The organism is Ruegeria sp. F5 (assembly GCF_056533845.1).
Genome location: NZ_JBQFOU010000004.1, coordinates 176606 through 197249 on the forward strand (window position 1 = coordinate 176606; position 20644 = coordinate 197249).

Annotated in this window: 21 protein-coding genes; 13 read left to right on the plus strand and 8 right to left on the minus strand. The window is 62.1% G+C overall.

All coding sequences use genetic code 11. From position 1 onward, the window contains the following. Positions 1–34: 34 nt before the first annotated feature. Entirely contained in the window at positions 35–721 is a 687-nt protein-coding gene (locus tag ACR0K1_RS08005) for a Crp/Fnr family transcriptional regulator (RefSeq protein ID WP_480609833.1), read from the minus strand. 177 nt (positions 722–898) lie between these two features. Here ACR0K1_RS08005 and hemA point away from each other — a divergent pair, with 177 nt between their 5' ends. Further along, positions 899–2122: a 5-aminolevulinate synthase gene (hemA, locus tag ACR0K1_RS08010; RefSeq protein WP_480849769.1), complete on the plus strand. Its 1224-nt coding sequence runs from the start codon at positions 899–901 to the stop codon at positions 2120–2122. 61 nt (positions 2123–2183) lie between these two features. Here hemA and ACR0K1_RS08015 read toward each other — a convergent pair whose 3' ends face one another. The 7 genes from ACR0K1_RS08015 to ACR0K1_RS08045 form a co-directional block, all read right to left on the minus strand. Beyond that, positions 2184–2480 carry a nitric oxide reductase F protein gene (locus tag ACR0K1_RS08015; protein WP_480849772.1) on the minus strand — a complete coding sequence of 99 codons (297 nt, stop codon included), beginning with the start codon at positions 2478–2480 and terminating at the stop codon, positions 2184–2186. Beyond that, on the minus strand, positions 2477–3025 hold the full coding sequence (locus tag ACR0K1_RS08020; protein ID WP_480849774.1) for a cytochrome c oxidase subunit 3: 549 nt from the start codon (positions 3023–3025) through the stop codon (positions 2477–2479). Before ACR0K1_RS08020 ends, ACR0K1_RS08015 begins: the two co-directional genes overlap by 4 nt. Next, positions 3022–4944 (minus strand): nitric oxide reductase activation protein NorD, encoded by a 1923-nt coding sequence (locus tag ACR0K1_RS08025; RefSeq protein WP_480849776.1) that lies wholly within the window; start codon positions 4942–4944, stop codon positions 3022–3024. Before ACR0K1_RS08025 ends, ACR0K1_RS08020 begins: the two co-directional genes overlap by 4 nt. Positions 4945–4953: 9 nt before the next feature. Beyond that, the gene (locus ACR0K1_RS08030; RefSeq protein ID WP_480849778.1) at positions 4954–5769 is read right to left on the minus strand and encodes an AAA family ATPase; all 816 of its coding nucleotides are present in this window, start codon (positions 5767–5769) and stop codon (positions 4954–4956) included. Further along, entirely contained in the window at positions 5769–7136 is a 1368-nt protein-coding gene (locus ACR0K1_RS08035; RefSeq protein ID WP_480609815.1) for a cbb3-type cytochrome c oxidase subunit I, read from the minus strand. Before ACR0K1_RS08035 ends, ACR0K1_RS08030 begins: the two co-directional genes overlap by 1 nt. Before the next feature lie 16 nt (positions 7137–7152). Next, entirely contained in the window at positions 7153–7602 is a 450-nt protein-coding gene (locus ACR0K1_RS08040; RefSeq protein ID WP_480609812.1) for a c-type cytochrome, read from the minus strand. A gap of 99 nt (positions 7603–7701) precedes the next feature. Continuing rightward, positions 7702–8883 (minus strand): NnrS family protein, encoded by a 1182-nt coding sequence (locus ACR0K1_RS08045; protein WP_480849780.1) that lies wholly within the window; start codon positions 8881–8883, stop codon positions 7702–7704. A 223-nt stretch (positions 8884–9106) separates the two neighbouring features. Here ACR0K1_RS08045 and ACR0K1_RS08050 point away from each other — a divergent pair, with 223 nt between their 5' ends. From ACR0K1_RS08050 to ACR0K1_RS08105, 12 genes are all read left to right on the plus strand, one after another. Next, positions 9107–10783: a cytochrome D1 domain-containing protein gene (locus ACR0K1_RS08050; protein ID WP_480609806.1), complete on the plus strand. Its 1677-nt coding sequence runs from the start codon at positions 9107–9109 to the stop codon at positions 10781–10783. Positions 10784–10908: 125 nt separating this feature from the next. Then, positions 10909–12693: a NapC/NirT family cytochrome c gene (locus ACR0K1_RS08055; protein ID WP_480849783.1), complete on the plus strand. Its 1785-nt coding sequence runs from the start codon at positions 10909–10911 to the stop codon at positions 12691–12693. Between the two features lie 50 nt (positions 12694–12743). Continuing rightward, positions 12744–13145, plus strand: coding sequence for a cupredoxin domain-containing protein (locus tag ACR0K1_RS08060; protein WP_480849785.1), 402 nt, complete (start codon positions 12744–12746; stop codon positions 13143–13145). A 202-nt stretch (positions 13146–13347) separates the two neighbouring features. After that, on the plus strand, positions 13348–14109 hold the full coding sequence (gene cobA / locus ACR0K1_RS08065; RefSeq protein ID WP_480849787.1) for a uroporphyrinogen-III C-methyltransferase: 762 nt from the start codon (positions 13348–13350) through the stop codon (positions 14107–14109). Then, positions 14102–14476 carry a c-type cytochrome gene (locus ACR0K1_RS08070; protein ID WP_480609794.1) on the plus strand — a complete coding sequence of 125 codons (375 nt, stop codon included), beginning with the start codon at positions 14102–14104 and terminating at the stop codon, positions 14474–14476. Before cobA ends, ACR0K1_RS08070 begins: the two co-directional genes overlap by 8 nt. Continuing rightward, positions 14473–15618 carry a cytochrome D1 domain-containing protein gene (locus tag ACR0K1_RS08075; protein WP_480849789.1) on the plus strand — a complete coding sequence of 382 codons (1146 nt, stop codon included), beginning with the start codon at positions 14473–14475 and terminating at the stop codon, positions 15616–15618. The genes ACR0K1_RS08070 and ACR0K1_RS08075 overlap by 4 nt, the downstream gene beginning before the upstream one ends. A gap of 3 nt (positions 15619–15621) precedes the next feature. Beyond that, positions 15622–16611: a siroheme decarboxylase subunit beta gene (gene ahbB / locus ACR0K1_RS08080; RefSeq protein WP_480849791.1), complete on the plus strand. Its 990-nt coding sequence runs from the start codon at positions 15622–15624 to the stop codon at positions 16609–16611. Beyond that, positions 16608–17057, plus strand: a complete 450-nt coding sequence (locus ACR0K1_RS08085; RefSeq protein ID WP_480849793.1) for an Lrp/AsnC family transcriptional regulator — start codon at positions 16608–16610, stop codon at positions 17055–17057. Before ahbB (ACR0K1_RS08080) ends, ACR0K1_RS08085 begins: the two co-directional genes overlap by 4 nt. Then, positions 17054–17536, plus strand: coding sequence for a siroheme decarboxylase subunit beta (gene ahbB / locus ACR0K1_RS08090; RefSeq protein WP_480849795.1), 483 nt, complete (start codon positions 17054–17056; stop codon positions 17534–17536). Before ACR0K1_RS08085 ends, ahbB (ACR0K1_RS08090) begins: the two co-directional genes overlap by 4 nt. Positions 17537–17541: 5 nt before the next feature. After that, positions 17542–18756 (plus strand): heme d1 biosynthesis radical SAM protein NirJ, encoded by a 1215-nt coding sequence (nirJ, locus tag ACR0K1_RS08095; protein WP_480849797.1) that lies wholly within the window; start codon positions 17542–17544, stop codon positions 18754–18756. Positions 18757–18838: 82 nt separating this feature from the next. Next, positions 18839–20356 carry a cytochrome D1 domain-containing protein gene (locus tag ACR0K1_RS08100; protein WP_480850076.1) on the plus strand — a complete coding sequence of 506 codons (1518 nt, stop codon included), beginning with the start codon at positions 18839–18841 and terminating at the stop codon, positions 20354–20356. Further along, positions 20313–20576 carry a hypothetical protein gene (locus ACR0K1_RS08105; RefSeq protein WP_480849799.1) on the plus strand — a complete coding sequence of 88 codons (264 nt, stop codon included), beginning with the start codon at positions 20313–20315 and terminating at the stop codon, positions 20574–20576. The genes ACR0K1_RS08100 and ACR0K1_RS08105 overlap by 44 nt, the downstream gene beginning before the upstream one ends. Positions 20577–20644: the final 68 nt, after the last annotated feature.

The following is a 20644-nucleotide window of genomic DNA, read 5'->3' on the forward strand; positions in this document are numbered from 1 at the left end:
GCGGATTGGGCAGGAACCGCCCCTGCCAATCCGGCTATGAGGCTTCGTTTTCGGCGTAGTTGCGCAGTTCGATGACATCTGAAATCACCGCATGATTGCGGTTGATCTTCACGCCAACAGATTTCAGCCGCGAAAAGGCGCGGCTCAGGCTTTCGGGCTTCATTCCCAGACGGCCCGCGATCAGCATCTTGTCATAGGGCAATTCCACGTCGCAGCCGCCATCTTCGATCTCGCACAGGTTCAGAAGGAACTCGGCCACCCGCTGCGCCCCGGTCTGAGCCTTGAGCTGTTCCAGTTGCGCCACCAACGAATGAAGATGCGTGAAGGTCGAGGCCAAGATGGATATGCCGATCTCTGGGTCTTCCTTCATCAACGACAACAGCACCGGGCTGGGGATATGCATGATCTCGCAGGCAGACACGGCCTCGGCCGAAACCGGGTAAGGCACATTGCGCAAAGCGACCGCTTCGCCAAAGCTTTCACCACGGGTGAAGACGCTGACGACGGCCTCGGCCCCCGTGGGCGACACGCGAAAAAGTTTCACCCAGCCCGACAGAACCACGTGCACGGCCCTGGCCTCTTCTTCCTGCAGGAAAATCGTTTCCCCCCGGTCATAAGACCGCCAGATCGCGCGGCTCAGCAAATGGTCCAGATACTGATCCGGCAAGCTCTTGAGCAGAAGCGATTGCCGCGCAACAGCTTTTTGTGTTTCATGCGCCACGAAGGGTCCCCTCTTCCCTGGCCGATGGTCCGGCCAGCCCATCCTTCGCCAGTAGCCTAAGCCAAATCGGTTCTCGACCACCAGCCCAATTCGGCTGGACAACTTGACTATTGTCATGTCGCCCGAGGCAAGCCGGGCATATTCTGCGCTCAACACCAGCAAGCCGGGGAGCCAGTTATGGACTATGAGCGATTTTTCACCCAGAGCCTGGACGCCCTGAGGGAAGAAGGGAACTACCGCGTCTTCATCGACCTGCAACGGCGCTGCGGCGCCTTCCCGAACGCGCGCCAGACCGATGGCGCAACCCAACGCGACGTGCGGATCTGGTGTTCGAACGACTATCTTGGCATGGGTCAGCACCCGGCTGTGATTTCCGCGATGCATGATGCTCTGGACCGCTGCGGTGCGGGTGCCGGGGGCACGCGGAACATCTCGGGCACAACCCACGACCACGTCTTGCTTGAGGGCGAACTAGCCGATCTGCATGGGAAGGAAGCCGCGTTGCTGTTCACATCCGGTTACGTGTCGAACTGGGCCGCGCTGGGAACGCTGGCCGCGAAAATCCCCGGTTTGATTGTTTTTTCTGATGCGCTGAACCATGCCTCGATGATCGAAGGCATCCGCCATTCGCGCGCGCAAAAGGTGATCTGGAAGCATAACGACCTTGAGGATCTTGAGGCGAAACTGGCCGCCGCCGACCCGGATGCACCCAAGATGGTCGCCTTTGAATCGGTCTATTCCATGGACGGTGACATCGCCCCGATCCAAGAGATTTGCGATCTGGCCGACAAATACGGCGCGATGACCTATCTGGACGAGGTGCACGCCGTCGGTCTGTATGGCCCGCGCGGCGGCGGTATTGCCGAACGCGAAGGCCTGATGGATCGGCTGACGGTGATCGAAGGCACTTTGGGCAAGGCATTTGGCGTGGTCGGCGGCTATATCGCCGCCTCTGCCGCGCTCTGCGATTTCGTGCGCAGCTTTGCCAGCGGGTTCATCTTTACCACCGCCCTGCCCCCGTCGATTGCCGCCGGGGCTGCCGCTTCGATCCGGCATCTGAAGCAATCGAATACCGAGCGTGACCAGCAACAGGCCCGTGTGGCGCAGGTCCGCGCGCGGCTTGACGCCGAGGGCATTCCGCATCTGCCCAACCCCAGCCACATCATCCCGGTGATGGTGGGCGATCCGGTGAAATGCAAGTTCATCTCGGACACGCTGCTTGAGGAATTCGGCATCTATATCCAGCCGATCAACTACCCCACCGTTCCGAAAGGGACCGAGCGGCTGCGGATCACGCCCTCGCCGGTGCATACGGACGAGGATATCGACCATCTCGTCGGCGCGCTGTCGGCGTTGTGGCAACGCTGTCAGATCGCGCGGATGCCGATGGCGGCCCAATAACGCCAAAGCGCCCCTCGCCTGCTTAAGCGCCGCCCCGCGAAGAGGCGGCGTTTTTCTTTGGTCAGATCAGGTAGAGCGTGAAGATGATTAGCGCGAAGCCGGTCAGCACCATCGTGAAGCCACGCAGCCAGGCAGCGCTTGTCGCAAGATCGAGGTAGCGCGCAAGGATGATGCGGGATTTGGCCAGTGCAAGGGCAAGGATACCGCCGCCAAGGACCGCCGGTGGGATGGGCAGAAGGGTCAGCAGCGCTGATGCGAGGCTGAGCGCAAGAAGGCCGAGCCAGGCGCGTGTAAGTTGGTTCGGGAGCCTCCGGCGGGAGTATTTGGGAAAAGATGAAGATGCCGGCATCGCTTTCATCCCAGCAGGTAGATCACGGGGAAGAGCATGATCCAGACCAGATCGACCATGTGCCAGAACTGCGCGCCCGCCTCGATGTTGCGGGGTTCGTCGCGCCAGGCGACCAGCAGCAGGATGCCGACCCCGGCCAGCACATGCGCGGCGTGGAAGCCCGTGAGCAGGTAGTAGAACAGGAAGAACGAATGGGTTTCGTAGGTGATGCCCTGCGCGGCTTTATCGGCGTATTCCGCGCCTTTGATGATCAGGAACACGACACCCAGCGCGGCAGCGACGATCAGCGCCAAACGGGCGGCGGCGCGTCGGGCGGTCTGCCGCCAGTGCAGGGCCTGGGCAGCGAGGTAGCCTGACGTGACCAACACCGCCGTATTGAACGCGGCCCCGGTGCGGTAGAGGTGCGATTGCGCCTCGGCAAAGCCTGCGGGGTCGGTCAGGCGCACGCCCATGAAAGCGATCATGCCCGCGCCGAAGACCAGCAGTTCCGAGATGATCAGCACCCACATCAGCAACTCGCCCGGAAGCTCGTCGATGAGGGAGGTGTCGCTCATGCGCCGACCAGTTGGCGGTAGATCTGCGGCAGCGCCATGGTCAGGCGGTTCGGGTCGGGGATGACGGCGAAACCGCCCTGCCCGAACATGCGCGGGAACCAGCTTTTGCCGGTTTTGTCGATGGTGACGCCGAACACCGACTGCCCGGCGCGGCGGGCTTCGCGGACGGCTTGCCGCGTGTCTTCGATGCCGTGGCGACCTTCGTAATGGTCCAGATCGTTGGGCTTGCCATCGGTGATCACCAGCAGCAGGCGGCGTTTGCGGGATTGGTCTGCCAGATCGGCTGAGCAATGGCGGATCGCAGCGCCGAGCCGGGTGTAGTGACCGGGGCGCAGGGAGGCGATGCGTTGTTCAACTTTAGCGCCCATCGGTTCGTCAAACTGCTTGCAGCGCTGCACATAGACGCGTTGACGTTTCAGGGAACTGAAGGCGTGGATGGCGAAATCGTCGCCACAGGCGTTCAGGCCCCACGCGAGCGCGGCCAGCGCCTCGCGTTCGATATCGATCACGGCGCGGCCTGTCACGGCGCTTTCGGTGGATCGGCTGACATCCAGCAGGATCGAGACAGCCAGATCGCGCGCTTCGGGGCGGGATTGCATCCAGACACGTTCATTGCCTTCGCCGCTGGCGTGGCGGTCGGTTTCGGCGCGCACGGCAGCTTCGATATCCAGCTGGTCGCCATCCAGATGGCCTCGGGTCATGACGCGACCCGGGCGCAGGGCTTCGAACTGGCGTTTGACGGCGCGGATGCGGCGGGCGGTGGCGAGGTCCTTGCCAAACTCGGCGGCATCTTCTCGGATGTCGGCATCCGACAGCAGGACGTTGACGTGATCGGGCAGGTATTGCCCCGTCCGCACGTCCCATTCGGGATAAAGGATGCGGCCCGAAAGACGTTCGCGGTTCACATCTTCCGGAGCCAGGTCCAGATGCAGTTTCAGCTTGGTCGGTGGGGCCTTGGAGATCTGGCCCAGACCGATCTCCTCTTGGTCGTCGGCGGCTTTCTTGGCGTTGTCGGGGTCGTCATCGTCGATGCGCCGGTTGATGTTCAGGAACTCGGCCCAGCTGAGGATGGCTTCGAACTTGTGCAGGATGAAGCTGTCACTGCGCGAGGCCTGATCCGATTTGCGGCGGCGGGCGCGGTGGGTTTTTTCGCCCGATTCCTCGGGCGGGCCTTCGGTGTCGGGGTTTTCGACCTCGTTATGTTCGGAAAAGCCCACGGCGCGCAGGTCCGGCCACAGGGGCACCGGGCGCATCGGCTGATAGCGACGCGGGGCGGTCAGGTCGTCGGGCAGCGCCAGCATCTGTTCGGCCCGTTCCGACAGCGGCTGAGGATCACCCAGCATGTGACGGACCAGTTCCTCAACCGCAGCCTCGACCGGCGGCAGGCCGGGAACATCGCGAAGGTGCAGAACGCCCTTGCACAGTTCAGAATAAAGGGGGCGCAGGCCCGGGGCATCGTCCAGCGTCGCGTTGACCATGTTCCGCGCGGCGATCAGGGCTCGCAGGTCGGCGCGCAACGGATCACCTTCGTCAATCCGGGTTCCGGCATGGGCGGCAGCGGCGGCCAGCCAGACATACAGCGCGCCGTTGGCTTCGCGCGCAGGGAAAACAGCCAGCCGGTCGGGAAGGCGCAACACTTCGCCATCGAACGACGCGCGCGGCATCAGTTCCGCCTCGGTCGCCAGTTTGCGGCGCCAGCTTAGACGGTGGCGTGAAATCTCGGGTGAGACCGGGCGCAATTCAACGCCCGGGCTACCCCCAAGCCCCCGAAAGAGGACAGCCAGCCGCCCTGCGACCTGTGACAGGTCGACCGCGGCTCCATCATGCACCAAAGGTGCATCAAGGCGGCTGGCAAGGGTGTGCCACAGTTTCCCGATCGTTTCTTCGGGTTCCCATGGCTCAAAATCGATCTTGACCATCGGCCGGCCTCACCCAAAGACAGCCGTGACAAGATCGAGGAGCCCGCGTTTGATATCCTCGTCATCGGTCAGAGGTTCGATCATTGCGGCAAGGATGGCGCGGTCGGTGGACATGCCCTGTGCAATCAGCGTCGCGGCATAGACGACCAGTCGGGTGGAGACGCCCTCCTCAAGATCCTGACCCTTGAGCCCGCGCAGCTTGTTCGCCAGCCGGATCAGCGGCTTGCAGCGCTCCAGCGCCAGCCCGCATTCCTGTGCGACGACCTGTGCCTCCATGTCAGGCGACGGGAAGTCGAACTCGAGCGAGATGAACCGCTGGCGGGTCGAGGGTTTCAGGGTTTTCAGGATATTCTGGTATCCGGGGTTATAGGATGCGACCAGCATGAAGCCGGGCGCGGCCTCAAGCTCTTCTCCGGTGCGGTCGATCGGCAGGATGCGCCGGTCGTCGGTCAGCGGGTGCAGCACGACGGTGACGTCCTTGCGGGCCTCGACCACCTCATCCAGATAGCAAATCGCGCCTTCGCGCACCGCGCGGGTCAGAGGGCCATCGACCCAAACCGTCTCGCCGCCTTTCAGCAGGTAGCGCCCGATCAGATCGGCGGCGGCCAGATCATCGTGGCAGGCCACGGTGTACAGAGGGCGGCTAAGGCGGGTGGCCATATGGGCCACGAACCGGGTCTTGCCGCAGCCTGTCGGGCCTTTCAGAAGAACAGGCAGGTCGTTGTTATAGGCGGCGGTGAACACATCGCATTCATCGCCCTGGGGCAGATAGAAGGGGGCGTTTGCCGCCCCCTCGTTCAGTTGCATGGAGCCGTCCATATCCATCACTCCGCAGGGGTTTCGGCTGCGCCGGGTTCAATGACCTCTTTCCGGGGAACCCAGATCGAGTAGATGAACAGAAGCGCGCCAAGGACCACGACCACACCAGAGCCAAGACGCATCCAGTAGAAGATCGCGATCTGGTCCTGTACGTCCATGAAGTAGTCTCCGACCACACGTTGCATATGTGTCTGCACGGTGCCGCCGAAGGTCAGGACGAAAGTCATGAAGACCATGCCGCTGGTCATCAGCCAGAACGAACCCATGTTCAGCACCTGATTGTACGGATCACGGTTCTTGAGGATCGGCATCGCGTAGCTGAAGATCGCCAGGTTGAGGCAGACATAGGCGCCGTAGAAGGCCAGGTGACCGTGTGCGGCTGTGATCTGCGTGCCGTGGGTATAGTAGTTCACCCCGTGCAGCGTGTGCAGGAAGCCCCAGACGCCAGCGCCAAAGAAGGCCAATGTGGCACAGCCCAACGACCACAGCAGCGCGGCCTTGTTGGGGTGGTCCCGGCGGCCCTTCCAGACCATGACGAAGGCAAAGGCCATCATCGCAAAGAACGGGATCACCTCGAGGCTCGAGAAGATCGACCCGATCCACTGCCAGTACGCAGGCGTACCGATCCAGTAATAGTGGTGCCCGGTGCCAAGGATGCCCGAGAACAGGGCGGCGGCGACGATGACATAAAGCCATTTCTCGACCACCTCACGGTCAACACCGGTCAGTTTCAGCATCAGATAGGCCAGGATCGAGGCCATGATCAGCTCCCACACACCTTCGACCCACAGGTGGACGACATACCACCAGTATTGTTTGTCGAGGCTCAGGTTGCCCGGGTTGTAGAAGGCAAACAGGAACAGCAGCGCCAAACCCCACAGACCCAATAGAAGAATGTTGGTGATGGCGGTTTTCTTGCCCTTCAGAACGGTCATCGACACGTTGTAAAGGAAGATCAGCGCGGCCACGACGATACCCGCCTTGACCCATTTGGGCTGTTCAAGGAACTCGCGCCCCTCTTTGCCCAGCAGCCAGTTGCCTTCGAACAGGTTGAAGACATAAGTGACCACAACGCCCAGCGTGCCGACCACAAGGATGATCAGCTGCAGATAGGCCAGCTTGGTCGAATGGATCTCGCGCTCGGCCTCTTCCGGGATCAAGAAGTAGGCGGCCCCGAAGAAGCCCAGGATCAGCCAGACGATCAGTGAGTTGGTGTGCAGCATCCGCACGATGTTGAACGGCAGAAGCTCACTCAGGAAGTTCGGGAATACATAGATGAAACCGGCCAGCAGGCCGCCGATCACCTGTATCGCGAACAGGGCCATTGCCACCGCAAAGTAGGCATAGGCGATTTTTTGGGATTCGTATTTCATTGTCCTTGTCCCCTTCTCAGCCCGCCTCGTTGGGCGGCCAGCCCTGCGCGTCGATATTGTCCGTCCAGATCAGGAAGTTGGTCAGGTCGCGGAGCTCTTCGTCGCTAAGGTTGAATTGTGGCATCTGCCGGCGGCCGGGAATTCCGGTGGGCTGCGCCTCCATCCAGCCTTTGAGGGCTTCAAAGGCTGATTCCGGGTCGTCCAGTACGCCCCAGCGGGTCATCACATTCGCGACTTCGGGGGCAAAGTAGGCCCCCTCGCCCAGAATCGTGTGACAGTTGATGCAGGCGTGCTTTTCCCAGACGTGCTTCCCCCGGATGACACTTTCATCCAGTTTCGCAGCATTCTCGGATCGCACGATATACAGGTGGGAATGGGCCGACAGGGCCAGAAAGATTAGTATGAAGAACAATGACCCGCCATAGAATATGTTACGAGCCATGCTCTTTGTCATGACTTCTCGCATTGCGCTCTCCTTTGCGCAGATTAGCTAGTATGACGACAATGGCGGTTGGGTCGTCCGGGTGCCTTAACGAAAGTCAAGACTCTCGACCGGAACTGAACTTCATCCCTCCCGAGCGGCCTGGGGGCCCGTCAGCGCGGGCCACATTGCGATCAGATACAGCGCAAACGCCCCGACCCACAGACCATCCGACAGCAGCATGGCGACCAGATAGCCTGCGTTCAGATCGGTGCCGACCCAGCGCGCCAGAGCAGCCGCCGCCATCAGCCCGTAGGCCACGACCATTGGCGCCGGTGCCACCAGCGGTCGGCCGCTGTGGCCCAAAGCGGCGCGGCTCATGACCGCCAGCGTCATGCCACCCACGCAGCCGATGCCAAGGATATGGACAGCGGCGACCTCATTGCCGATGCCCAGCCCCGCCAGCCCCCACAGGATCAGCCCCAGCGCCAGCATGGCCAGCCCCAGATGCAGCGCCAGCAGGATCGGCTGGCGCACGGCCCAGCGCGTGCGCCAACGCGCCATGCGCAGGATCTGCACAATCCCAAGAACCAGCGCCACTGCGCCAGATACCGGCCCGACTCCCAGCACCAGAACACTAAGGGGCAAAACAAGGGCCAGCACCATCCCCACCTTGTCCAGACCAGCGACCGAAATCGGCCAGCCCGCCTCGGGCACTCCGGCGCGTTTCATGGCGTTTCGGGTGAAAGCCGGGGTGATGCGCCCGCCCAGAATCGCGATCATGGAACACAGCGTCAGCAGCCCCGCGCGCAGCCCGGTTTGCAACGTGCCGGCGGTAAGGCCGATCCATTCCAGATGGGTCAGCAAATCTGCCAGCCAGATGAAGGTCAGCAGCAGCAGAAAGATCATGTTCTGCGGTTTCGGACGCCGGACCAGCTGCGTTGCGATCTTGGCCGCCAGAATCGGCACAAAGGCCAGATCGACCACTGCCACAAGCACCGGCGACAGCACCCCCGAAAACCACATCGCCATCCGCCCGGCCAGCCACAGACCCGCAGCCAGAGTGATGAATCGCGCCCGCGCGTCGGGTGCTCCGGTCCAGTTGGGCACGGCTGTCAGAAAGAAGCCGCCCAGCGCAGCAGTGGCATAGCCGAAAATCATCTCATGCGCGTGCCACATCGGTGGGGTCATGCCGTAATCCGGCGCCATATAGGGCACCGTCAGCCAAAGCCCCCAGACCAGCCCGACGAACAGACCGTAAAGCCCTGCGGACAAAAAGAAAACACGGAACCCCTCCCCGAATATACGGGTGATGATTGCGGGCATGACTGCTCTCCTGAACGGTTTTGGCAACCCTAGCAGGCCGTCCGGACGCGCGGCTTAACCAAAGTCAAAACGGCGCGGAAATATGAACCTAAGACTCAGATTTTACGGCAATCTTTTTGCGGAAATCGCCACGCTCACCGCCGCGCTGTTGACTTTCGTCAAGGACCATCCTGCGTCGATGTATCAGGCTGGAACCTGCCTCACCAGCAAACGGAGAGTGATCATGTCACTTGGAATCAGCTACAACAAAACTGGCCGCGCCTTCGGGGTCGGTTTGGCGATGTTGCTGGGCAGCGTTGCCGCGCCAGCCTTTGCCGAAGAGCCAACCCTGAGCAAGGAAGCCTTTGAATCGTCCAAACAACTTTACTTTGAACGCTGCGCCGGGTGTCACGGCGTGTTGCGCAAAGGGGCGACGGGCAAAAGCCTCGAGCCATTGGTGGAAACAAAGAACGCCGATGGCACCGTCACCGAATCCGGCACCCTGAAACTGGGTCAGGAGCGGCTTGAAAAGATCATCGCCTGGGGCACCGAAGGCGGGATGAACAACTTCTCGGACGTGATGTCCGAGGACGAAATCCGCGATATGGCGACCTATATCCAGATGGAGCCGCCCAAGCCGCCGGAAATGTCGCTTGAGCAGATGATGGCGACCCGCAAGGTCTATGTCGAACCCGAAGATTACCCGACCGAGCCGCTGCATGGCCGCAACTGGGAAAACTTCTTTGTGGTCATCGAACGGGACGTGGGCAAGGTGGCCGTGATCGACGGCGACACCAAGGAGGTGCTGGCGCATATTCCGACCGGATATGCGGTGCACGTTCTGAAAGCCTCGGAACACCACAAGCTGGAAGAGCCGGAAAACCCGGGCCGCTTCTGGTACACCATGGGCCGCGACGGCAAGATGACCAAGATCGACCTGTGGCAGAACCCCGAGAACATGCTGGTCGCGGAAGTTACCATTGGCTATGACGCCCGCGACGTGGCCGTATCGGGTGACGGTAAATACGTGATCGGCGGGGCCTACTGGCCGCCGCATTTCGCCATCGTCGATGCCCATACCATGGAGCCGAAAAAGGTCGTTTCGACCCGCGGCTACAACGTGGACGGGGATTACGTGGAAGAGGCCCGCGTGGCCGCCATCTACACCACCCCGAACGAACCGACCTGGATCGTGGCCGTCAAGGAACTCGGTCAGCTCTGGCAGGTGGACTATACCGACCTCGAGAACCTGCGCATCGACAAGATCGACAGCGCCAAGTTCCTGCATGACGGGTTCTTCGATCCGTCCGGTCGCTTCTTCCAGATCGCCGCGAATGCGTCGAACAAGATGGTTGTGGTCGATACCCAGACCCACAAGCTGGAAGCCATGATCGACACCGCACCGCTGCCGCACCCCGGCCCGGGCGCGAACTGGGATGACCCGAATTGCGGTCCCGTCGCCGGTACGACCCACCTGGGCGAAGGCACGGTCACCGTCTGGGGCAACGACCCCGAAGGTCGCCCGGATGACGCGTGGAAGGTCTGCTATGAGGTGGAAACCGATGGTCCCGGTCTGTTCATCCGGACACACCCGACCTCGGACTACATCTGGGCCGACCAGACCAAGCACCCCGAGCCTGAAATTCAGCAATCGGTGCAGGTCATCGACAAGGCAACCGGTGAGATCGTGAAAACGATCCAGATCACCGAAGAGGAAGGCAACGTCGCCGTCCACTTCGAGTTCAACCAGGACGGCTCCGAGGTCTGGGTTTCCAAGTGGAACCGCTCGACCTCGAAAGAGGCCAACGGTGAGATCGTAATCTTCGACGCCAAGACGCTGGAAGAGATCGGCCGCGTGAAGGGTCTGTTTGCCCCGACCGGCAAGTTCAACGTCTACAACCGGTCGAACCACGTCACCTGACGGATATGACACCAGAAACCGGAAAGGGCGGGCCCCTCGCCCGCCCTTTCCACGTTTGACCCATCAGCCAAACACGCCCGCCCGGCACACCGGGCCAGTCAAGACAGCCAAAACGGAGCCCGGATATGACCTCGGAACCGGAAAAGAAAAAACCAATCTGGCGCCGGTATTTCCTGTGGGGAATGCCCGTGGCCGGCATCGCCGTGGCGTTTGCCGCCGGCATCATCTTCTGGGGCGGATTCAACACCGCCATGGAAGCCACCAACACCAAGGAATTCTGCATCTCATGCCACGAGATGCGCGATTTCGTCTACGAGGAATATACCGGCACGATCCACGACGTGAACCGCTCGGGCGTGGGGGCGGTCTGTTCCGATTGTCACGTGCCCAAGGACTGGACGCATAAGATGATCCGCAAGATCAAGGCGTCCCGAGAGCTGTATGGCAAGATGGTCGGCTCGATCAACACGCGCGAGAAGTTCGAAGCCAAGCGCGTGCATCTGGCCATGAACGAGTGGGAGCGGATGAAGTCCACCGACTCGCGCGAATGCCGCAACTGCCACGATTTCGAATCGATGATGCCCGAGTTCCAGAAACCCCGCGCGCGTCAGCAGCACCTGAACGCGATGACGGTCGGTCAGACCTGCATCGACTGCCACAAGGGGATTGCGCACTCGGATGCCCGTGACCGGGCGGATGAAGAGTATCTGGAAGAACTCGAAGCCCCGAACCCCGCCTTCATCCGCGAGATTCCGCCTGAATATCTGGCCAGCCTTGAGCGGATCGAAGCCAAGGAAGCCGCCGAAGCCGAGGCCGAAAAAGCCGCGCGCGTCGCCCAGCAAGAGGCTGTGCAGGCACAGATTGCAGCCGCAGTTGACGCCGCGTTGGCCGAGGAACGCGCCAGCGCCAGCGGTGACGCCCCGGCGGCGCCCGCAGGCGGCGGTAGCGATGTCGCAGGCAATATCGACTGGAACGCGGTTGCGAGCGCAGACATGAAACTGTTCTACCCCGGTCAGGCCTCGTTTGAATGGGTGCAGAACGGACGATCCCATGGCGGCGCGCGGCCTCTGACCAAGGGCGGCGATCAGTGCACGACCTGTCACGCCAAGGAACTGGATGCGATCGGCAACAAGATCGTGGCGGGCGGCGATCTGGAGCCAACCCCGATCCCCGGCAAGCGCGGCGTGATAGACGCCTCTGTGCAGGCGGCCCATGATGACGAGAACCTGTATATCCGTCTGCAATGGCCGGATGCCGGACACAATCCTGCGCCCTTCGTCGATGGTGGCAAGATGGACCCCGACAACCAGATCAAGGTGGCGATGATGATCACCGGCACCGGTATCGAGATGGGTGATCAGGTGGGTTGCTGGGCCTCGTGCCACGCCGACAACAGCTATATGCCCTTTGATCCGGGCGCCGAGGCGATTGCCGCCAACGGCGATGTCGCCGGTCGCATGACCGCACAGGACACCGTGACCAAATACATCAGCGAAAGCCGGACCGAGGTCGAAATCAAAGGCCGTGGCGGCAAAGCGCTGGGAGGTTGGGACAAGCTGCAGGCCGCTGAACAGATCGAGCAGTATCTGGCCGATGGCACCTATCTGGACCTGATGCGCGTCTATGCCGATGGCAGCGCCACCAACGGCTATCTGCTGGAGCAGCGCGTGGTCAATGACGGAGAGATTGCCGCCTCGGCCAGCCTGGACGGCGGCATCTGGACGGTGGTGTTCACCCGCCCGCTGAACTCGGGCGCGCCGGGCGACGTACCGCTGGAAGCAGGCCAAACCTACACTGTGGGCTTTGCCATCCACGATGACTTTGCCGCCGCGCGGTTCCACCACGTAACGCTGGACACCAGCCTGGCGCTGGATGACGACAGCGCCTTCATAAACGTGGTCAAACAATAACGGATCGGGGCCGGGCAATCCGGCCCCTTCCCCTGGATGAGGAGAAGTCGATGAAACCCCAACACCTTCTTCCCGCACTGCTGTGTCTGGCCGCCCCCGCATGGGCGGATGAGACCGCCGAACTGTGCGCCGAAGCGGAAGAGCGCTATGTCGAACTGTTCGGCCAGCCCTCCTCGGCTGTTGAGGATGCCGAGGTGGTGCTGATGTACAAATACACCTTCTGCCCGGTCGAGCTGACTGTGAAACCGGGCACAACGGTGCGCTGGGTGAACGTCGACAAACGCACCAGCCACTCGGTGCTGCTGAAAGACGGCAGCAAACCCGAAAGCGACCGGCTTTTCCCCGAAGAAACGGTTGACCTGACCTTCCTCACCCCCGGCCCGCAGGAATACCTGTGCGGGCCGCATTGGGAGACACAGAACATGATCGGAATGATCACAGTCGAACCCTGAGCCGAGGCAACCATACAGGCACGAGAGAGAGGAGCGCGGGCGTAAAACCCGCGCTCCTTAACTTATGTCAAGGAGGATTGTTTTCGATTGCGCCAGTCTGCCCCCATGACACGCCCGGCCTTCCCAGCAACGTCCCGTAAACTCAGCGGAATCGTGCGGGTAACCCGGGCTTCGGAAAGCTTCAGACCAAGCGAGTTTGCACATGAGCGGTAAGGTTTTTCTGATTGGCGCAGGCCCCGGCGACCCCGAACTGATGACCCTGCGCGCCCTGAGGATGCTGCAACAGGCGGATGTGGTGGTTTATGACCGTCTGGTCTCGGCCGACATCCTGAACCTGCACGCCGATGGCGCAAGGCTGATCCCCGTGGGCAAAGCCCCCAAATGCCACACCGTGCCTCAGGATCGCATCAACGACATCCTCGTCGAAGAAGCCCGCGCCGGTCACACGGTTGCGCGGCTGAAGGGCGGCGATCCGATGATTTTCGGGCGCGGTTCGGAAGAGGCTGCCTTCCTCATGGCTCGAGGCATCCCGGTCGAATACGCGCCTGGTATCACCGCCGCTCAGGGCGCGTCCTGTTCCACCGGCGTGCCGCTGACCCATCGCGGGCTGGCGACCTCGGTGCAATATGTCACCGGGCATCGGCAGGCCGACAAGGTGCTTGACCTCGATTGGAAACGTCTGGCCGACCCGGATTCAACGCTGGTCGTCTATATGGGCGTCGCCAATATCGGCCAGATCGCCATGGGGCTGATGACCGAGAACCTGCCCGGCTCGACCCCCGTTCTGGCGGTTGGCAAGGCCACCACACCGGATGAAAGCCGCCTTGTCTCACGGCTGGACCGGTTGGCGGCAGACGTGCGCGAGGCCGATCTGAAAGCACCGACGCTGTTTATCATCGGCAAGGTGGTCTCGCTTTATGCGGACCAGCCTGTAACCGAGTTGCTGGAGCAGGCTCATGGCTAGGCTTGGATGTAGAAGTTCGGGGCAGGCCCGGGCGTTGCCCGCCGGACGATCCGGCTGGACCGCGCGCGCTGTTCTGACGACCGCAGTGCTTGTTGCAACCTCGGCCTTCGCCGCCGAAACCCTCGACCCCAATGCGCTGAAACGCCTTGTCCATCAGGATTGCGGTTCATGCCATGGGCTGTCGCTCAAAGGCGGGCTTGGCCCCGATCTGCGGTCCGGGACGCTGGAACACTACGACGCGGATGTCCTGACCGGCGTGATCCTTGACGGCATTCCCGACACCGCGATGCCCCCATGGCGGCCCCTGATCAGCCAGGAAGAGGCCGAATGGATCGCCCGCTATCTTCTGGAGCCAGAGGCACAATGAAACAGCTCATCCTCACCCTTGCCGCCACCCTGATGATGACCACCGCACAAGCGGAACCCACCGCGACCGGGGACCTCGGGCTTGTGATCGAACGGGCCAAGGGCTCGGTCCTGCTGGTCGATCAATCCGACCGCGCCGCGCTGGCCCGGATCGACGGGCTGGGCGATCTGTCCCACGCCTCGCTGGTCTATTCGCCCGACGAACGGTTTGCCTATGTTTTTGGACGGGACGGAGGGCTGACCAAGGTTGATATCGTCACCCGCCAGATCGTGAACCGTGTCGTGCAGGCGGGCAACGCCATCGGCGGCGCGATCTCGGACGATGGCAAACTGGTTGCCGTATCGAACTATGAACCCGGCGGCGTGCGGGTCTTTGACGCCGACACGCTGGAATTGGTCGCCGACATTCCCACCGACAGCAAAACCATCGGTCTGGTCGATGCACCCGGCCGCCGGTTTGTGTTCACCATGTGGGACACGGGCGAGACCTGGATCGCCGATTTCGCCAAGGGTGACCCCGCGATCACAAAGATCCCCGACATGGGCAAGAACCCCTATGACGCGCTGATCACCGCCAATGGCCGCACCTATATCACCGGCCTGTTCGGCGAAGACGGCCTGACCGCGCTGGACCTGTGGGCCGAGACGCCGGAACCGATCCGCGTGCTGCCGAACTACGGGCGCGGACAGGAAGAAATGCCGGTTTACAAGATGCCTCATCTGGAAGGCTGGGCGCTGACGGGCCGCGAATTCGTGCTGCCCGCCGTTGGCCATCACGAGGTTCTGTGGATCGACGCTGACACCCTGACCGAAACCGGTCGCACCAAGACCCACGGTCAGCCGGTCTTTGCCATGGCGCGTCCTGACGGACGGCAGGTCTGGGTGAATTTCGCCCACCCGCTGAACGACACGATTCAGGTGATCGACTCGGTCAGCAAAGAGATCATCCACGAACTCCAACCCGGCCCTGCGGTGCTGCATATGGAGTTTACGCCGCGCGGCCATGAGGTCTGGCTCAGCGTGCGCGATGCGAACAAGGTCATGGTTTACGACACGCAGACTTTCGAGAAACTGCGCGAGATCGAGGCCGACAGCCCCTCGGGCATATTCTTCACCGCCCGCGCGCACAGAACGGGGCTGTAACCGATGCAGCACATCACCGACCCGATCGACCGTCGCCTGCTGGACGAGTTCCAGCGCGATTTCCCAATCACCGAACGCCCGTTTCAGGTTCTGGCAAACGCGCTGGGTCTGGACGAGGCCGAGGTGCTGGACCGTCTGGCCAGGATGCGCAAAACCGGGCGGATCACGCGCGTCGGTGCTACCATCGCACCCGGCGCCGTTTCAGCCAGTACTCTGGCCGCCGTCGCCGCGCCAGACGACCGGCTGGAACAGGTCGCGGCCCTGATCGACGCGGAACCCGGCGTGAACCACAATTACCAGCGCGAGGATGACTGGAACCTCTGGTTCGTCGCCACCGGCCCCGACCGGCAGCACGTCAATGACACGCTCGCCCGGATCGCCCAGCGCACCGGGCTGCGGGTTCTCGATCTGCGGCTGGTGCGTCCGTTCAACGTGGATCTGGGGTTCCGGATGTCCGGGGAAACCCGCAACGTTCCCGGCGCGCGCAAGGTGGATCGCTCGGTCATGCAGGACGGTGACCGGCACCTGTTGCAGGCCCTCAGTTCCGGGTTGCAGCTGATCTCTGACCCTTACACCAAGCTGGCCCATAGCCTGAACCGCGACGCAGACGGGGTAATGGCGCGGATCGAGGCGCTGAATACTGCGGGCATCATTTCGCGTCTGGGCGTCATCGTGCGACACCGTGCGCTGGGATGGTCGGCCAATGCGATGGTGGTCTGGGATATGCCCGCCGAACAGGTCGGCTCTGCTGGGCCCGCCCTTGCGGCGCATCCCGGTGTCACGCTGTGCTACGAACGCAACCCGGTCGAAGGGGTCTGGCCCTATCGTTTGTATTCGATGATCCACGCCCGCTCGCGCCCCGAGGCGCACGAGGTTCTGTCCGGGGCCACCGCCCTGCCCGAAATGGCGGGCGCGCGGCACAAAGTGCTGTTCTCGACCCGTTGCTTTAAACAGACCGGTGCGCTGATCCAACCGAAAGAGGTGGCCGCATGACGCTCGACGACACCGACCGCGCGATTCTGAACCGGATGCAGGACGACCTGCCGCTGACCTCGCGCCCCTACGCCGCCGTGGCCGAAGAACTGGGGATTGACGAGGCTGACTTGCTGGCCCGACTGACCCGCATGAAGGACGACCGCGTGATCACCCGGTTTGGCCCCTTCTTCGATGCCGCTGCGATGGGCGGGGCCTTTTGCCTGTGCGCGATGGCAGTCCCCTCGGAAGATTTTGAAACCGTACTGACCAAAGTCAATGCGCATCCCGAAGTCGCGCATAATTATGAGCGCACGCACCGGCTGAACATGTGGTTCGTTCTGGCGACAGAAACGCCCGAAGGGATCGCCGGCGCAGCCCAAGCAATCGAACGGGAAACCGGGATCAAGGTCCTGCAATTCCCCAAACTTCAGGAATTCTTCATCGGCTTCCGGGTGGCAGCATGATCGACGCAAAAGACAGAGAGATTATCGCGGCGCTGCAAGGCGGTCTGCCCCTGGTGCCTGAACCTTACGCGCAGGTGGCCGAGGGGCTGGGTCTGGATGAAGACACCCTGCTGTTCCGTCTGGCCGACATGAAATCGCGCGGCGTCATCCGGCGCATCGCGGCAGCGCCCAACCACTTTAAGCTGGGCATGACCGCAAATGGCATGACCGTCTGGGATGTCGAAGACAGCCGCATCACCGAGTTGGGCGCGCAGATCGGCGCGCTGCCCTTTGTCACCCACAGCTACGAACGCCCCCGCGCCCTGCCCGACTGGCCCTATAACCTGTTTGCCATGGTGCATGGCACCGACAAGGCCGAGGTCGAAGAGAAACGCGCCGAAATCGCCGCGATCCTTGGCGATGCCTGCCGGGCTAAAGATATCCTCTATTCCACGCGCATCCTGAAGAAAACCGGGCTGCGCCTGAAAGCGAAAGGCTGAGATCCATGTTCCGCCTGACCGAATACATGCATCAACTGGTTCACCCAACTCCCGTGCGCAAGCGCCGCCCCGGACCGGTGAAACCGGTGGTGATCTGGAACCTGACGCGGCGCTGCAATCTGAAGTGCCGCCATTGCTACACCGTCTCGGCGGATGTGGCCTTCCCCGGTGAGCTCAGCCATGAGCAAGCCATGGTAACCCTTGAGGATCTGGGCCAGTTCCGCGTCCCGGCCCTGATCCTCTCGGGTGGGGAACCGCTGGACCGGTTCGATTTCTTCGACATCGCCAAACGGGCGCGTGAACTGGTGCCGATGCTGGCGCTGTCGACCAACGGCACGCGGATTTATGATGAAACCGCCGACATGATCGCCGATGTCGGTTTCAGCTATGTCGGCATTTCGCTGGACGGGATCGGGGCCACGAATGACTGGTTCCGGGGCGTCGAGGGGGCCTTTGCCGACGCGTTGCGCGGTGTCCGCGAATGCAAGAAACGCGGCATCAAGGTGGGGTTGCGGTTCTGCCTGACCGAAGGCACCCAGCATCACCTGCCCGACCTGCTGCAGCTGTGCGACGACGAAGGGGTGGACAAGTTCTACCTGTCCCACCTTGTTTACGCCGGACGTGGCGACAAGAACCGGGGCGAGGATGCCGAGCATCTGCGCACCCGCAAGGGCATGGACCTGTTGCTGGAACGCGCGTGGGAGGCCGCCTCGGGCGGGCGTCCGCTGGATGTAGTGACCGGCAACAATGACGCCGATGCGGGCTATTTCCTGAACTGGGTGCAGGCGCATTTCGACGACGAGAAAATGGCCCATGTGCGCGCGCATCTGGCCGCGTGGGGTGGCAACTCCAGCGGGTTGGGCGTGGCCAATATCGACAATCTGGGCCGCGTGCATCCCGATACCTATTGGTCGGATTACACGGTGGGGAACGTGAAAACGACGCCATTTTCCGAGCTTTGGACCGGTGATGACCCGATGCTGGCGATGCTGCGCACCCGCCCGCGACCTTTGAAAGGGCGCTGTGGGGCCTGCCGCTTGAAGGACGTGTGCGGCGGCAACACCCGCATTCGCGCGCTGCAACTGACCGGCGATCCCTGGGCGGAAGATCCGGCCTGTTACCTGTCAAACGAAGAAATCGGCGTGGATGAGGCGGGCGAACGCCTGCAGGTCACGCCATTCCGGGGGAAACGTCATGATCCGGCGCATCAGTTCTTTTGAAACCCTTGGTCGTTCCAGCCCAGCCCCTGCTCGGGTTGAGAATGCGGGAGCCTCCGGCGGGAGTATTCTTGAAAAGATGAAGATGGGGGGGCTGGTCTGCCTTCTGAGCGTGGGTGCGGCCTGGGCGGATGCGCCTTCGGATTATGCGGAGTTTTGCGCCTCTTGCCATGGCGAGAACCGGTTGGGAGGAGTTGGTCCGGCGCTGATCCCCGAGACGCTCAAGCGGATGCGGGGGCCACGGGTGGCGGCGGTGATTGCCGAGGGGCGCGCGGCAACGCAGATGCCCGCGTTTTCGCATGAACTGGATGCGCTGCAGATCGAGGAACTGGCGGGGTGGCTGAAATCTCCGCTGGAGACCAACCCGGAATGGGGTGAGGCGGATATCATGGCCAGCCGCTCGCTGGATGACGAATATGTGGCGGTGGATGCGCCGATCTGGGACAGCGATCCGATGAACATCACGCTGGCGGTCGAGACCGGCGATCACCATGTCAGCGTTCTGGATGGCGACACGTTCGAGGTTCTGGACCGGTTCGAGACGCCCTTTGCCGTGCATGGCGGGCCGAAATTCAGCCCCGATGGGCGCTATGTGTTCATCATGTCCCGCGATGGTTGGGTGCAAAAATATGACATCTGGGCTTTGCGGCAGGTGGGCCGCGTGCGCGCCGGTCTGAACAGCCGCAACATCGCCATGTCGGGGGATGGCAAATGGGTGGCGGTGGCGAATTATCTGCCCAACTCTCTGACTCTGTTGTCGACCGAGGATTTGTCGGTCGCCAAGGTTGTCGACGTTAAAAGCAAGAAGGGCGTTCCCAGCCGGGTCTCTGCCGTCTATCAGGCGCCGCCGCGTGAAAGCTTTGTTCTGGCGCTGAAAGACGTGCCCGAGATTTGGGAAGTCTTCTACGGTGCCAACCCGCCGCAATTCGGGCTGGGGCACGACTTCCGCATCGAAGGTCAGTTCAAGAACCCTGACCCGTTCCCGGTGCGCAAGATCACCACGCCCGACTATCTGGACGATTTCTTTTTCGACCAGAGCTATGAATATGTCATGGGCGCGTCCCGCGAAGGAACGGGCGGTCAGGTGATCGATCTGGTGATCGGTCAGAAAGTGGCCGATCTGGACCTGCCGGGGATGCCGCATCTGGGCTCGGGGATTACCTGGAAACATGGCGACACGACCGTAATGGCGACGCCGCATCTGACCGATGGCACCGTGTCGGTGATCGACATGGAAACGTGGGAGACCGTCAAACGGATCAAGACCGAAGGGCCGGGCTTTTTCATGCGCAGCCATGAAAACTCGCCTTATGTCTGGGCCGACGTGTTCTTTGGCCCCAACAAGGACGCGATGCATGTGATCGACAAGCAGAGCCTTGAGATCGTCAAAACCCTGCGCCCCGCCCCCGGCAAGACGGTGGCACATGTGGAATTCACCAAGGATGGCCGCCACGCGCTGGTGTCAATCTGGGAAGATGACGGCGCGGTGATTGTCTATGACGCGCAGACGCTGGAAGAGGTCCGCCGCCTGCCGATGCGCAAACCCTCGGGGAAATACAATGTCTGGAACAAGATCACCTTCTCGGAAGGCACCAGCCACTGACGGGCGCTGGCCGGTCTGGAAACTGGCCCTCCTGCTTTATCCCGCCACGGCGCTGGCGGTGGCCATCAACCTGTTTCTGGCCGGTCTGATCGCCAACAGCGCGGGGTTCGGGGTGATCCCGCCGGTCACCGCGCTGATATGGTCCGTGCCTTTGGGCGTGCCAGCGGCGTGGCTGGCGGGCCGCTGGCTGCGCGGGCTGATGGATGAGGCGGATGGCTGAGGCGCCCCTCTAATCGCATGTTTTCATATCAAAAAATGCCGGAAATTAAATTTCAGCCCGCTCAAAAA